14 protein-coding genes and 1 tRNA gene are annotated in these 12,873 nt (G+C 69.2%); 9 read left to right on the forward strand and 6 right to left on the reverse strand.

Going from position 1 to position 12,873, the window contains the following annotated elements:
- Positions 1–15: 15 nt before the first annotated feature.
- Positions 16–441: a hemerythrin domain-containing protein gene (locus DN771_RS16085; RefSeq protein ID WP_162942018.1), complete on the forward strand. Its 426-nt coding sequence runs from the start codon at positions 16–18 to the stop codon at positions 439–441.
- Positions 442–447: 6 nt separating this feature from the next.
- Here DN771_RS16085 and ispH read toward each other — a convergent pair whose 3' ends face one another.
- The gene (gene ispH, locus DN771_RS16090) at positions 448–1,494 is read right to left on the reverse strand and encodes a 4-hydroxy-3-methylbut-2-enyl diphosphate reductase (RefSeq protein ID WP_227462377.1); all 1,047 of its coding nucleotides are present in this window, start codon (positions 1,492–1,494) and stop codon (positions 448–450) included.
- A gap of 190 nt (positions 1,495–1,684) precedes the next feature.
- On the opposite strand from ispH, the gene DN771_RS16095 reads away from it, so the two are divergent.
- The 3 genes from DN771_RS16095 to DN771_RS16105 are packed head-to-tail and all read left to right on the forward strand — an operon-like array spanning position 1,685 to position 4,728.
- The gene (locus DN771_RS16095; RefSeq protein WP_116998560.1) at positions 1,685–3,109 is read left to right on the forward strand and encodes a DUF512 domain-containing protein; all 1,425 of its coding nucleotides are present in this window, start codon (positions 1,685–1,687) and stop codon (positions 3,107–3,109) included.
- Positions 3,106–4,491: a ribosome biogenesis GTPase Der gene (der, locus tag DN771_RS16100; RefSeq protein WP_116998561.1), complete on the forward strand. Its 1,386-nt coding sequence runs from the start codon at positions 3,106–3,108 to the stop codon at positions 4,489–4,491. The genes DN771_RS16095 and der overlap by 4 nt, the downstream gene beginning before the upstream one ends.
- A 3-nt stretch (positions 4,492–4,494) precedes the next feature.
- Complete coding sequence (locus DN771_RS16105) at positions 4,495–4,728, forward strand: hypothetical protein (protein ID WP_116998562.1); 234 nt, start codon at positions 4,495–4,497, stop codon at positions 4,726–4,728.
- Between the two features lie 172 nt (positions 4,729–4,900).
- Here DN771_RS16105 and DN771_RS16110 read toward each other — a convergent pair whose 3' ends face one another.
- Both DN771_RS16110 and DN771_RS16115 read right to left on the reverse strand, forming a co-directional pair.
- Positions 4,901–6,541 carry an AMP-binding protein gene (locus DN771_RS16110; protein ID WP_116998563.1) on the reverse strand — a complete coding sequence of 547 codons (1,641 nt, stop codon included), beginning with the start codon at positions 6,539–6,541 and terminating at the stop codon, positions 4,901–4,903.
- Positions 6,538–7,395, reverse strand: coding sequence for a crotonase/enoyl-CoA hydratase family protein (locus tag DN771_RS16115; RefSeq protein ID WP_116998615.1), 858 nt, complete (start codon positions 7,393–7,395; stop codon positions 6,538–6,540). The genes DN771_RS16110 and DN771_RS16115 overlap by 4 nt, the downstream gene beginning before the upstream one ends.
- 137 nt (positions 7,396–7,532) lie before the next feature.
- Between DN771_RS16115 and DN771_RS16120 the strand changes: the two genes are divergently transcribed.
- Both DN771_RS16120 and DN771_RS30690 read left to right on the forward strand, forming a co-directional pair.
- Positions 7,533–8,795 carry an HNH endonuclease signature motif containing protein gene (locus DN771_RS16120; protein WP_116998564.1) on the forward strand — a complete coding sequence of 421 codons (1,263 nt, stop codon included), beginning with the start codon at positions 7,533–7,535 and terminating at the stop codon, positions 8,793–8,795.
- Between the two features lie 327 nt (positions 8,796–9,122).
- A complete protein-coding gene (locus tag DN771_RS30690) occupies positions 9,123–9,245 on the forward strand; it encodes a hypothetical protein (RefSeq protein ID WP_276113799.1) in 123 nt (40 codons plus the stop codon).
- A 25-nt stretch (positions 9,246–9,270) separates the two neighbouring features.
- Here the strand turns inward: DN771_RS30690 and DN771_RS16125 are convergent, their stop codons facing one another.
- Positions 9,271–9,591, reverse strand: coding sequence for a hypothetical protein (locus DN771_RS16125; RefSeq protein ID WP_116998565.1), 321 nt, complete (start codon positions 9,589–9,591; stop codon positions 9,271–9,273).
- Between the two features lie 166 nt (positions 9,592–9,757).
- Between DN771_RS16125 and DN771_RS16130 the strand changes: the two genes are divergently transcribed.
- Positions 9,758–10,306: a dihydrofolate reductase family protein gene (locus tag DN771_RS16130; protein WP_116998566.1), complete on the forward strand. Its 549-nt coding sequence runs from the start codon at positions 9,758–9,760 to the stop codon at positions 10,304–10,306.
- Between the two features lie 72 nt (positions 10,307–10,378).
- Here the strand turns inward: DN771_RS16130 and DN771_RS16135 are convergent.
- Positions 10,379–10,453: transfer RNA gene (locus DN771_RS16135), tRNA-Pro, on the reverse strand.
- 94 nt (positions 10,454–10,547) lie between these two features.
- Here DN771_RS16135 and DN771_RS16140 point away from each other — a divergent pair.
- Together DN771_RS16140 and DN771_RS16145 are read left to right on the forward strand one after the other, a co-directional pair.
- Positions 10,548–11,225 (forward strand): endonuclease III domain-containing protein, encoded by a 678-nt coding sequence (locus DN771_RS16140; RefSeq protein ID WP_116998616.1) that lies wholly within the window; start codon positions 10,548–10,550, stop codon positions 11,223–11,225.
- A 95-nt stretch (positions 11,226–11,320) separates the two neighbouring features.
- Entirely contained in the window at positions 11,321–12,265 is a 945-nt protein-coding gene (locus DN771_RS16145) for a hypothetical protein (RefSeq protein ID WP_116998567.1), read from the forward strand.
- 68 nt (positions 12,266–12,333) lie between these two features.
- Here the strand turns inward: DN771_RS16145 and DN771_RS16150 are convergent, their stop codons facing one another.
- The gene (locus DN771_RS16150; RefSeq protein ID WP_162942019.1) at positions 12,334–12,825 is read right to left on the reverse strand and encodes a hypothetical protein; all 492 of its coding nucleotides are present in this window, start codon (positions 12,823–12,825) and stop codon (positions 12,334–12,336) included.
- Positions 12,826–12,873: the final 48 nt, after the last annotated feature.

A 12,873-nucleotide genomic window follows, 5' to 3' on the forward strand; every position in this document is an offset into this window, starting at 1 on the left:
GCCGATGCTGGGGGCATGTCGGACTACAGCGACCACGGCTCCCACGTCGAGCTCGACGCTCTCGAGGATGAGCACGAGCAACTCCGAGCCGCCCTCCGGGCGCTCCTCGAGTCCGCCGACCCGGCCGTCGACGATCTCCTCGACGCGCTCGGCCGCCTCCTCGATCGCCACACCCGGCGCGAGGAGTCCGGCGTGTTCGCCGAGCTCCGCAGCATCGAGGTCCCCGCCCAGTACGTCGCCCTCCTCGAGCACCACCACCACGACATCGAGGATGCGCTCGAGGCGGCCCGCCGGGATCACGCACAGGTCACCGAGCTCGCCCGCCGGATCGAGGCCCATCTGACCATCGAGGAGAACGACATGTTCCATGTCGCCCACCAGCTGCTCTCGCCTGCCAACTGGGACGCGATCGACCGGAACGTGGCGGCCGCGATCGGCTGAGCCGGGTCAGCGAACGGCGAGCGCGGCGAGAACCGCGGAGGCGCCGACCGACCGATCGTCCGTCGCCGCCCGGCCCGCCACCTGGCCGCCCAGCATCGCCGTGGCGGCCAGTTCGATCGACGTCTGCAGCTCGCGCAGGTTGCGCGGCGGCGGGAAGTACTCGTCCTCGTCGGTGACCGACACCGTCTCCACGCCCTCGACCGGGTCGAGACGAGCGATGACCGCTTCGACCACCTCGTTGGGCGCCGATGCGCCTGCCGTCACGCCGACGACGAGTCCGGGACGCGTCAGCTCGTCGGGCAGCTCGTCGGCGGTGTTGATCCGGGCGACCTCGTTGCACCCTGCCTCGTGGGCGAGCTTCTCGAGGGCTCGGGTGTTGGACGAATTCGCCGAGCCGACGACCACGATGGCATCGCACCGCTCGGCGAGCGCCATCAGGGCAGCCTGGCGGTTGGTCGTGGCGAAGCAGAGGTCGCTGCGGCCCGGGGTCCAGGCGTCGGGGAAGCGGCGCTTGACGGCGACGGCGACGTCGTTCCAGTCCCGGTGCGACAGCGTGGTCTGGGCGAGGAGGGCGACCGGCTGATCGAACTCGTCGAGGGCATCGACCTCCGCTACGGTCTCGACGCGGCTGATGGCGTCGGGCGCGACCGCCATTGTGCCGACGGCCTCCTCGTGGCCGGCGTGGCCGACGTAGACGATCCGATAGCCCTTGCCCGAGCGGACTCGCACCTCGTGGTGGACCTTGGTGACGAGTGGGCACACCGAGTCGACCACGTAGCTGCCGCGAGCCCGGGCCTCGGCGACGACCTCGGGGGCCGAGCCGTGGGCGGACAACATGATCGGATGGCCGGCCGGCACCTCGGCGATTTCGTCGACGAACACGACGCCCTGGCGCTTGAAGCGTTCGACGATCAGACGGTTGTGGACGATCTCGTGGTAGCAGTACACGGGCGGTGGGAACGAGCGCACCATCCACGCCAGCGCCTTGATCGCCATCTCGACGCCCGCGCAGAATCCTCGCGGTTCCGCAAGCAGCACACGTCGAACACTCACCGGTGCTCACGCTATCGACGCGCGGCCGGGGGCCATGATTCCCTGACCCTGACGCCCGGTCCTTCCGGGATCGACTGGGCCCGGTGCGGAGCGCCGGTCGGGCGCATGACGCGTGCGGTGACCAATGACACGCCTGTCGTGGCTCGCCCAGAACCGACGCGACGTGCTGCCGGTACCCTGGAGCAGCCCTATGAGCGCTCCCGTCGTCGTGTCCGTGGCGCCCGGGTCGCCGGCCGAACAGGCCGGACTCCTTCCCGGTGACGCCGTCGTGCGCGTCAACGGGCGCGTCCCGCGGGACGTGATCGAGTGGCGCCTGTGGTCCGACGAACCCGACGTCGACCTCGTGGTGTCGCGCGGCGGCACCCAGTTCGACGTCGAGATCACCAAGTCGGCAGGCGTCCCGCTCGGCGCCGAGGTCTCCAGCGCCCTGTTCGACCGGATCCGCACGTGCGACAACCACTGCGAGTTCTGCTTCATCTACCAGCTGCCCAAGGGCCTGCGCCGCAGCCTGTACCTGAAGGACGACGACTACCGGCTGAGCTTCCTGTACGGGAACTTCACCACGCTCACCCGCTTCACCGAGGCCGATCTCGAGCGTGTCATCACCGAAGGCCTGTCGCCGCTCCACGTGAGCATTCACGCCACCGATCCCGATCGGCGGGCCGACATGCTGCGCAACCGGCGTGGCGCGACCAGCCTGCGGTGGCTGCGCGCCCTGCTCGACCACGGCATCGACGTGCGTGGCCAGATCGTCGTCTGCCCGGGGGTGAACGACGGCGCCGTGCTCGACGCCACCTTGGCCGGAATCCTCGACGAGTATCCCGAACTGACCACGGTGGCGGTCGTCCCGCTCGGCGTGTCGAGGTTCAATCCCGAAGCGGCGATGCGTCCTCACACCGTCGCCGAGGCCCGGGCCGTGGTCGCCGCCGTCGAGGATTGGCAGGACGTCTACCAGGTCGCCCTCGGTCGCCGGCTCGTGTTCGCCGCCGACGAGTACTACCTGATGGCCGAGCTGCCCTTCCCCGCTGCCGAACGCTACGACGGCTTCCCGATGCACGAGGACGGCATCGGCATGGCGCGAACGTTCGAGCAGGAGTTCCTGGGGCTCGCCGAGGACGTCACCGGTGTGCGCCGCGGCTTCTTCGCCGCGGTGGACGGGCGCGAGAACCGCGCCGTCGCCCACCCGCCCAACCCGACCGACTACCGGACGCCGTGCGCCGGCTCGTCCGCCGGCGAGACCGCCGCCGTGCGGATCGCACCTCGCCGCGACGCCCCCGTCGGGATCCTCACCGGGCCCCTCGGTGCCGCCGTCCTCGGGCCGCTCGTCGCCACGCTCGGTCGCTCCGACGTGCGGGTCATCCCCGTCGCCAACGACTTCTTCGGCGGCAACACAGGGGTGTCGGGACTGATGGTCGGCGCCGATCTGGCTCGCACGCTCGCCGCCGAGCCGGCGGGCCACCGCTACCTGTTGCCCGACGTCTGCCTGTCCGACGACGGCCGCTTTCTCGACGGTCTGTCCGTCCACGACCTGCCGCGGCCGGTCGAGGTCGTCGCCACCGACGGCCACGCCCTGCGCCGCTCCCTCACCGCCCGCATCCCGGAGGCCGTCTCATGAGTCAGCAAGCCCAGCGCAAGGCTCGACGAGCCGACGCCGAGCGCGAGCTCCCCGTCGTCGCCGTCGTCGGCCGCCCCAACGTCGGCAAGTCGACGTTGTTCAACCGCATCATCGGCGAGCAGGCGGCGATCGTCGAGGACCGCCCCGGCGTCACCCGCGACCGCAAGATGCTCGAGGCCGAGTGGCTCGGCGTGCGCTTCAACCTCGTCGACACCGGTGGATGGATGCCATCCGGGAGCGACCTCGACACCAAGGTGTCGCGCCAGGTCGAAGAGGCCGTGCGGGGTGCCGACGTGGTGTTGTTCGTGGTCGACGCCTCGGTCGGCATGACCGACGACGACGAGGCGATCGCCGGATGGCTGCGTCAGGGCGACCACCGCGTGCTCGTCGTGGCGAACAAGTGCGACAACGACCGCCGCGAGGACGAGCGCTGGGAGTTCATGGCGCTCGGACTCGGCGAGCCGATCCCGGTGAGCGCCCTGCACGGGCGGCGTGCCGGCGACCTGCTCGACATCGTCATCGCCGACTTCCCCGATGCCGACGAGGCGGCCGAGCACACCGGCGAGGTCGACGGCGTCGACGTGGACGGCGACGCGGTCGCTCCGGCCGATGCGCCACGCGTGGCAATCGTCGGCCGCCCCAACGTCGGCAAGTCGACGCTGTTCAACCGGCTCGTCGGCGAGGACCGCTCGGTGGTCCACGACATGGCCGGGACCACACGTGACGCCATCGACACGGTGGTCGACACTCCCGACGGTCCCTTGGTGTACGTGGACACCGCAGGCATGCGCCGCCGCTCGCGCATCGACGACTCGGCCGAGTACTACTCGCTGGTGCGGGCGCTGCGGGCGATCGACGACGCCGACATCGCCCTGCTCGTCATCGACGCCACCGAGGGCGTGACCGGCCAGGATCAACGCCTCGCCGAGCGGGTGGACGCTGCCGGTTGCCCGATCCTGATCATCCTGAACAAGTGGGAGCTGATCACCGACCCCGAGGAGCGGCTCGACCGTCTCGCCGACCTGTCCCGCAAGCTGGCGTTCGTCGGCGACGCCCCGGTGCTCAAGGTGTCGGCGCTCACCGGTCGCGGCGTCCATCGCCTGCGTCCGGTCCTCCAGGAAGCCATCGCCCAGTACCACCGACGCGTCCCAACCCGTGACGTCAACAAGGTGCTGGCCGACGCCCAGCAGCGCCAGCCGGCCGGCGGGGGAGCGAAGGTGCTCTACGCAGTGCAGGGGGCCAACGACCCGCCCACGTTCACGCTGTTCGTCAACCGCGAGCTGCCGCAGCATTATCTGCGCTACCTGGAGCGCTCGATCCGCGAGGCGTTCGAGTTCGGCTCCACACCCATCAAGCTGCGGGTGCGCAAGCGCACGAGCTGATCGATGCCGTACTGCGACGACTGCGACAAGTACTGGACGCCGAACTCGATGAACGAGGACGGCACCTGCCCGCGCTGTGGTGCCGACCTCGAGGCCCACACGGCGCCGGTGACCACCGCCGAAGGCGCAACGGACGACGACGAGGGTGTGCCTTGGCACTTCAAGCTGATGATCGTCGCCTTGGTCGTGTACCTCGGCTACCGCTTCGTGGAGATCGGGATCAAGATCTTCACGTGAACGAAGTGACGTCCGTCACGTAAGTCAACCTTTGGGCAGGGCGGCGCGTCTTGATCGTGAAGCTGCTTCGGAACGGCGGAAGTCCGTGGCGCTTCTGGGCCCTTCGCCCCACTCGCCAGGCGCGCCCAGAGCCGGCGGGTGGGGCAAGGCGGCGCGCCCCCTGCATCGAGGTTCAGCCGGCGGAGGAGGAGTCAGCGAGCGGGCTCACGTCTCCGGAACGCCACTGTTCGACGAGGCGAAACTTCTGCACCTTGCCCGAACCGGTGAGCGGGAACGCGTCGACGGCGAACCACCGCACCGGCGTCTTGTGGGCCGCCAGGTGCGCCCGCACGTACTCGCGGAGCTCCGCCACGGTGGGGGACTCAGGGTCGGCACGGCGGATGAAGGCCGCCACCACCTCGCCCCACTTGTCGTCCGGCAGACCCACGACGGCCACGTCGGCAACCGCAGGATGGCGGAACAGCACCTCCTCGATCTCACGCGGGTACACGTTCTCGCCGCCGCGGATGATCATGTCCTTGAGCCGCCCGACGATGGTGCAAAAGCCCCGTTCGTCCATCGCGCAGAGGTCGCCCGTGTGCAGCCACCCGTCGGCGTCGATCGTCTCGGCGGTGGCGTCGGGGTTGTCGTTGTAGCCCAGCATGACGGAGTAGCCACGGGCGCACAGTTCGCCGGCTTTGCCGTGGGGCACGGTCGAGCCGTCGACGTCGACGATCTTGATCTCCAGGTGCGGCATCGGTCGACCGAGGGTGTTGGCCTTGTCCTCGACCGAGTCGTCGGGCTGGGTCATCGTGCACACCGGGGACAGCTCGGTCTGGCCGAACACGATCGTGAACGGCGCGCCGATGTCGCGCTCGAGCCGTTCGACCAGTGCTGCCGGCACCGTCGATCCACCGGACGTCACCACCTTCACGCTCGACACGTCGCGCTCGCCGTACGACGGGTGCTCGAGCAGGGCGACGAGCATCGTCGGAACCCCGCTGATGGTGTTGCAGCGGTACTGCTCGATCGCATCGAGCATGTGGCCGGGCTCGAACTCCTCGACGAGCGCCAGGGTGCCCGCCGTGGACACGGCACCGAGCACGGCGAGCACCGACCCGCCGGTGTGGAACAGGGGCATCACCCCGAGCAGCGTGTCGCCGGGCCGGGCGCCGTTGCGGTCGGCCGTGTGGAAGCCGTTGGTGACCAGACCACGGTGATGGAGCATCGCCCCCTTCGGGAAGCCGGTGGTGCCCGAGGTGTACTGGATCATCGCCAGGTCGCCACTCCCGACCGGAGGCAACGGCGTGTCGAGGGAACGGCCCGTGGCGATCGACGCGCCGAACTCGTCGACGGGCACGATCTCGCGAAGGTCCGGGCACTCGGCCTGGATGCTTCGCGCCGCCTCGGCGAGATCGCGCCCCCGGTACGCCGTGGACGCGATCACCGCCGCGGCGCCCGACTGGCGCAGGATGTACGCCGCCTCCTGCGGACCGAGGTTGGGGTTGACGGTGACGATCGGCAGCCCGGCGAGCGCCAGCGCGAACTCCGCGACGACCCACTCGGCCAGGTTCTGGGCCCAGATGGCCACTCGTTCACCGGGTCGGAAGCGCTGCAGGAGCGCACGAGCCGCCGCCTCGCTGTCGGCGAGCAGGCGGGCGTAGGTCCAGCGCCGTTCGTCGCGCGTGCCGAACAGCGCGAGCTGGTCGGGAGCCGACGCCGTGATGCGGCGGAGCAGGTCGCCGATCGACTCGTCGAGGATCGCCGGCTCCGCCGGTCCGCGCGCGTAGGAGATCGACGGGTCGACGAACGGTGCGGTCGGCATGCTGCTCATGGCTGCGGCCGTTCACCGTAATCCCCGAACGGGCGGTCTCGTTCCCGCACTGCCTCGCGGAACCCGACCTCCATCGAGCGGGCCACGAAGTCGTCGCCCTCCTGGCTGTGCCGGGCCACCCCGTCGAAGATCGTGCCGAGCAACCGCGACGCCGGTGGGTCGAACTGGTGGTTGGCGACCGCGTTGAGCGCCAGGGTGATCATCTCCAGCTGGTTCCCGGGAACCTGGGCGATGCGCTGGGCGAGGGAGGATGCCCGCTCGGCCAAATCGTCGTCGGGCACGACCTCGAGGACCACGCCCATCTCCAGCGCCTCGGCGGCGGTGAACTCGTCGCCAGTGAGCATGTAGCGGCGAGCCCGCTGGATGCCCATCCGGGCGACCCAGGTCCACGGTGCTTCGGGCACGCCCCACACCCGCGACGGGGGATAGCCGAAGCGCGCCGACTCGGCAGCGACGATGAGGTGGGCGTTGAACACGATGTTCGTGCCGCCGGCGATGCACCAGCCCTGTACGGCGGCGATGGTCGGCTTCGTCGACTCGTGGAGCTTGGCCCACGTCGCGGCGAACGGGCCGATCACATGGAGGTCGGCCGCCGTGTCCCAGGTCCGCTCGGCGCGGGCTCCGTCGGCTGCCTGTTGCGCCGTCGACCAGTCGAGCCCGTAACCGGCGCAGAAGGCCGGACCCTCGGCATCGAGCAGGATGACGCGGACGCTCCGATCGCGCTGGGCCTGGTCGAGCGCGGCCCCCAGCTCGTCGCGCAGCTGCGGGGTGATCGTGTTGTAGGCGTCCGGACGGCAGAACGTCAACCGACGTACCGCCCCCTCGTCGGACACGCGAACCGCGTGGCTGTCCATCGCCGCAGCGTACGCGCGGCGGATCGCGGGATCGTATTTCGACATACGCAATCGTCGATTTGCTCCACCAAAGTAAATTTATCCATCGTGGTGGAACTCTCTTGATTCATCGTACGTATGTCTGTTAGCATACGACTATGGTTGTCGACGTCGAAGAGCTCCTCCGGCTGTCCGACTTACTCGATCGCTTCTCCGACGTGGATCCGACGGAGTTGTCGCCGGGGGCGGTGCACCGGACCCTGATCGGGCTGCACGATGTGGCGGCGAGACTGCAGGCCATCACCCTCCGGTACGCCGCCGTCTGGGAAGGTTCCGGCGTCTGGTCAGACGACGGGTCGCGAAGCCCGGCTCACCGACTCGCACGGGAGACCAATTCAGCTCCGGCGTCGTGCCGTCGGATCACCCGGTTGGCGCGGCAGCTGGAGTCCATGCCGGCCGTCGCCGAGTCGCTCTCGTCGGGGCGCATCAACATGGACCACATCGCGCTGCTTGTCGGTGCCAATACGACCAAGCGTCGAGCGCTGTTCCAGCGTGACGAATTGCAGCTGCTCTCGTTCTGCGAGGAACTCACACTGCACGAAGCGAACGTGGCGGTCGAGTACTGGAAGTGTCGAGCGGATGCCGCCGTAGATCCTGACGGGGAGGAACCGGCGCTCGAAGATCGGACGGCGACGTGGGGACCGGGCGTCGGAGACGAGGTGACCCTCACGGCGACGTTCGATCCGGTCGGCGGAGCAGTCTTCACCGAGGCCGTGGAACGGATCGAGCACGAGCTGTCGGTCGCCGACCGCAACGATCCGGACTCCACGCGCAGCCATGGCCAACGGCGCCTCGACGCTCTCGTCGAGCTGGCTCGCCGGGCGATGGCGATGCCGGACGGCGCGTCGAAGCCTCGTGTGCTGGTGACCGTCGCCGTGGGCGACGAGTCCTTCCGGAGGCTTTGCGAGCTGTCGAACGGGCAGATCGTCGCGCCGGGAATGCTCGTGCCGTACGCCACGGAGATCGACGTCAACACGATCATCTTCGACGGCCCGTTCCACGCCATCGGAGCATCGCCGCAGCGGACATTCACCGGTGCTCTCCGACGCGCGATCGAGATCCGCGACCGTTCCTGCCAGCATCCCTTCGGTGATCACGACCCGATCAACCGTTGCGACGTCGACCACATCATTCCCAAGGCCGAAGGCGGGATCACCTGCCAATGCAACGGCGAACTCCTGGCCCGTCGACGCAACCGCAATGTGCGACTCCGCAACATCACCGCCGCCGACCTGACCGTGGATCACGACGATCCGGTCATCGCAGCCACACGCCGACGAATCGACGATCTCGTCCGGTCCCGCGAGGCACGTGAGCGACGATGCCGGATCGCCGTCGATGCGGCTCACGTGCCGCGCTGATCTTCGTCCCAACCCGTCGCGCCGTCAGTGCCACTACAGCGACGCATCGGCCGCGAGTCCGTAGATGCTAGAAATCGGCAACCAGGGCAGGGGGTCGCTCGTCTAAGTTGATCGGCCCCGACGCTCCGGCTCGGGGCCGCGACAACCCAGTCTCTGACGGGGCGGTCGGGCGGACGACGAGGTTGGACGTCGCCGGCTCACGCCGCGCCGCCAGGGAGTCCCAGAAGAAGCACTCCCGTGAACACCCTCGATCGACCCACCCAACCGAGAAACGCCACGTCACGTCGTTGCGCGTGCGCATGGCCGTCCGAGCGCACCGTGCTCGACGTGATCACCGACGGCGCGATCGTGCCGTCCATCCTGCGTCTTCGTCTCGGCATCGGTTGCGACGGGTGTGCTCACCGGATCGACGGGATGTACCGGCGCAGCCGGCGCGGCCACCGGCACTGACGGACGCGCCTGCCCGACTCGGCGGTCAGCCGATCGCCGAGATCAGCATCGCCGCGGCGAGGGCGGACACCCCGATCCCGATGCCGGCCAGCAGGGTGGCCTTGACCCGCTTCCTGGCCTTCGCGGTCTGCCAATGACTCGACGAGCCGAACTGGCGGGCTGAGGCCACCTGGCCCATCGGAGTGAGGACGCTCGAGCCGGCGAACGAGCCGGCCCCGACGTCCTGGTCGACCAGTAGCTCCTCGACGCGGGAGTCGCCGCGCCCCGTGATCAGCTCGGCGGGGCCCGTCGCCTCGAGGGGGTCCAACGGATCGGACGACCGTGATGACGGCACCGGATCGCTCATTTCGCGATGGTACGCCGTTCCAAGACACCAGGCGCGCCGAGCAGGCGTGGCCCGAGCGGTTGGACTCGTCCGATGAGTCTGTTCCTCGAGAGTCGTCTAGCAGTGACCGTCACGCTCCGCCGATGCGGAGCAGACGTCCCCCACCACACGAGAGGACTGTTTCCCCATGCGCAAAATCATCTCCTTCACCCACGCGACGCTCGATGGCTTCATCGACGACCCGCAGGACTGGTCGATGCCCTACTCGAACGAGGAGTCGCAGAACTACCTCCTCGACATGCACCTCGAGGCCGATGCCCTCCTCCTGGGACGGGTCACGTACGAGGGCATGGCTCAGGCGTGGCCGAACATGGGCGGCAACCCGTTCAGCGATCACGTCAACTCGATCACCAAGTACGTGGTCGCGTCGAAGCCCGTCGACACGTCGAGCTGGAGCCCGACCGTCACCATCGCCGGCGCCGACCTGATCGACGAGGTCGGGCGGCTGAAGTCGGCTGACGGAGGCGACATCCTGGTCTGGGGTGCCGGGCAGCTCACCGACGGGCTCGCGGCGGCCGGTCTGCTCGACGAGTACCGCATCTGCACCTCCCCGGTCGTCAAGGGAGGCGGCGAGCCGCTGTTCCGTCCCGCCAGCGCGGGCACCCTCGAGCTGCTCGACAGCACCATCTTCTCCACCGGTGCCGTCGTCCACGCCTACCGCCCGACGTCGTCCTGATTGTCCCGCCACTCCGCCGAACGGGAGGCGGCCAAAACGCATGAAGCACCTGCCGGAGCAGGTGCTTCTTCGTCGGGCTGGGGAGATTTGAACTCCCGGCCTCTTGACCCCCAGTCAAGCGCGCTAACCAAGCTGCGCCACAGCCCGTGGACGATGCCGAGGGGAGATGTTATCGGGACGATCGACATCGACGGCCGATCATCGCGAACGCGTTCGCGATTCGGGCCGTACCGTGCATCGCATGCGACGACGTGAGAAGGCGGACCGGATCGGCGAGGTGCTCGACGAGCTCTATCCCGACCCGCCCGTGCCGCTCGACCACCGGGATCCGTACACCCTGCTGGTCGCCGTCGCCCTGTCGGCCCAGACCACCGACAAGAAGGTCAACCAGGTCACGCCGGCGCTGTTCGACGCCGCCCCGACGCCGGAGAAGATGGTCGAGCTCGGCCCGGATGGCATCCTCGGGTACATCCGCGAGGTCGGCCTGGCGCCGACGAAGGCCAAGAACCTGTGGACCGCGGCCAACCAGATCGTCGACGCCGGGGGAGAGGTGATCGGCGATTGGGAGTTCCTCGAGTCGCTCGCCGGGGTGGGCCACAAGACCGCAAGTGTCGTGATGGCCCAGGCGTTCGGCGTGCCGGCATTCCCGGTGGACACGCACATCCACCGCCTCGCCGCACGGTGGGGTTTGTCCGACGGCACCAAGGTGGAGAAGACGGAGCACGACCTCAAGGCCGTGTTCCCCAAGGAGACCTGGAACGCCCGCCACCTGCAGATCATCTTCTTCGGGCGCGAGTACTGCCCGGCCCTCCGGCACGACTTCGCGGCCTGTCCGATCTGCTCGTTCGCGGCCTCGAAGAAGGTCATCAACGGTTACGCCCGCACGCCGCGGCCCGGAGCGCGCAAGCTGAGCACCTGACGTTCGCCGGACTGTCGCCGCGGGCGGGTGACGTGCATCACTCGGGCCTGCTTGCTAGGACGTAGGTGCCCGAGCAACAAAGGAGAGTCACCGCCATGACCCGCTCACCCCGCCGCAACCGCCTCGTGATCGGCGCCTCGGTCGCCGCTGCCGCCTTCGGCACGCTTCTCGTCGCCCACTCCGCGTCCGCCAGCACGCCACCCTCCGACCCACCCTCGAGCGACGCCTCGCCCCCCACCGGCGGTGCCGACTACGACGCCCTCGTCGACACCATCGTGTCAACGAGCGCCGAGAGCGGCATCCCGATGAACCGCGACTGCGTCGCCGGGATCGTCGAGCAGGTCCCTGCGGACGACGTGGCGGCGATCCTCGCCGAGGTCGAGGCGTCGGCCACGGTCGCCGACATGCCGATGCCCGACATCTCGATGCCCGACCTGGGCGAGATCTCGATCCCCGAACTGCCCGATATCTCGATGCCCGACCTGGGCGACATCTCGATCCCCGAACTGCCCGACATCTCGATGCCCGACCTGGGCGAGATCTCGATCCCCGAACTGCCGGACATCTCGATGCCCGACCTGGGCGACATCTCGATCCCCGAACTGCCCGACATCTCGATGCCCGACCTCGGTGACATCTCGATCCCGTCGGTCCCCGCCATCTCGATCCCGCCGATTGGGGACATGGGCCTGTCGCCCGAGACGCTGGCCTTGTCGCAGCAGCTCGTCACGTGCGTCGACGGCGACGCCGACCCGGCGCTCGTCGAGCAGGTCGTCGCCCTCGCCGAGTCGTCCACGCCCCCTGGCGTCCTCGACCTCGAGTGCGCCTCGAAGATGCTGTCGACCTTCCCTGACGAGGTGCTGCAACAGATCGTCGACACCGGGGCCGTCCAGGCCGATCCCACCGCCGTCGATCCGACGATCGCGGCCGAAGTCGCCAAGCTCCTCGCCTGCACCGACCTGAGCACGATCACGGGAACCGCCGATGCCCCCGCTCCGTCCGTCGCCGCAGACGCCGCGCCGGTGACCACCGTCGGCTGAGTCGTCCCGATCTCCTGGTCACGGGCCGGCCGATCGCCGGATCGGCCGGCCCGTGGCGCGTCCGGCGTTCAGGCCGTCGTGGTGGCGACGGGCTCGGTGGTGGTCGTGGTGGGCTGCTGATCGGTGATCAGTGTGAGGTCGACCAGGCGCTCCTCGCCGATCGTGGCGCGAAGCGCGATCACGAGGTCACCCGGCTTGAGCGCGTAGCAGACGAACTGCTGACCGGTCTCACCGCTCGCCGGCTTGGAGCACGCCGCGTCGGTGACCTCGAGCTGGAACTGAGACTGGATGTACGACGGGATCAGGCCCTCGGCGGCGAATCGCGCCTCGTTGCCGGACGCGAACCCGACGATCGCCGTGGTGGACGCCTCCGACGCCGTGGGCGCTGAGGTCGTCGCGGGCGCGCCGGTCGTCGGCACCGCGGTCGTGGTGGGCGCAGCTCCCGGAGCGAGACCATCGCCGTTTCCGACCGCCATCGCGGCGAGCCCGGCAACCGCCGCGAGCGGCAGGACGACCGCCGACACGAGGGCTGGACGTCTACGCCGTTCGACCGCACTCATTGGGCGAACCGTAGCGGCCTTTGCCAGGGAAGTGGTGGTGGGGGGCTT

It is taken from the genome of Desertimonas flava (genome assembly GCF_003426815.1).
Lineage (GTDB): Bacteria > Actinomycetota > Acidimicrobiia > Acidimicrobiales > Ilumatobacteraceae > Desertimonas > Desertimonas flava.

Bases quoted from the DNA above. Each gene is read 5' to 3' on its own strand.
- DN771_RS16140 (WP_116998616.1), top strand. From the start codon at position 10,548: ATGCGACGACGTGAGAAGGCGGACCGGATCGGCGAGGTGCTCGACGAG.
- DN771_RS16110 (WP_116998563.1), bottom strand. From the start codon at position 6,541: ATGAGCAGCATGCCGACCGCACCGTTCGTCGACCCGTCGATCTCCTAC.
- DN771_RS16120 (WP_116998564.1), top strand. From the start codon at position 7,533: ATGGTTGTCGACGTCGAAGAGCTCCTCCGGCTGTCCGACTTACTCGAT.
- DN771_RS16125 (WP_116998565.1), bottom strand. From the start codon at position 9,591: ATGAGCGATCCGGTGCCGTCATCACGGTCGTCCGATCCGTTGGACCCC.
- DN771_RS16130 (WP_116998566.1), top strand. From the start codon at position 9,758: ATGCGCAAAATCATCTCCTTCACCCACGCGACGCTCGATGGCTTCATC.
- der (WP_116998561.1), top strand. From the start codon at position 3,106: ATGAGTCAGCAAGCCCAGCGCAAGGCTCGACGAGCCGACGCCGAGCGC.
- DN771_RS16115 (WP_116998615.1), bottom strand. From the start codon at position 7,395: ATGGACAGCCACGCGGTTCGCGTGTCCGACGAGGGGGCGGTACGTCGG.
- DN771_RS16105 (WP_116998562.1), top strand. From the start codon at position 4,495: ATGCCGTACTGCGACGACTGCGACAAGTACTGGACGCCGAACTCGATG.
- DN771_RS16095 (WP_116998560.1), top strand. From the start codon at position 1,685: ATGAGCGCTCCCGTCGTCGTGTCCGTGGCGCCCGGGTCGCCGGCCGAA.
- DN771_RS16145 (WP_116998567.1), top strand. From the start codon at position 11,321: ATGACCCGCTCACCCCGCCGCAACCGCCTCGTGATCGGCGCCTCGGTC.
- DN771_RS16085 (WP_162942018.1), top strand. From the start codon at position 16: ATGTCGGACTACAGCGACCACGGCTCCCACGTCGAGCTCGACGCTCTC.
- DN771_RS16150 (WP_162942019.1), bottom strand. From the start codon at position 12,825: ATGAGTGCGGTCGAACGGCGTAGACGTCCAGCCCTCGTGTCGGCGGTC.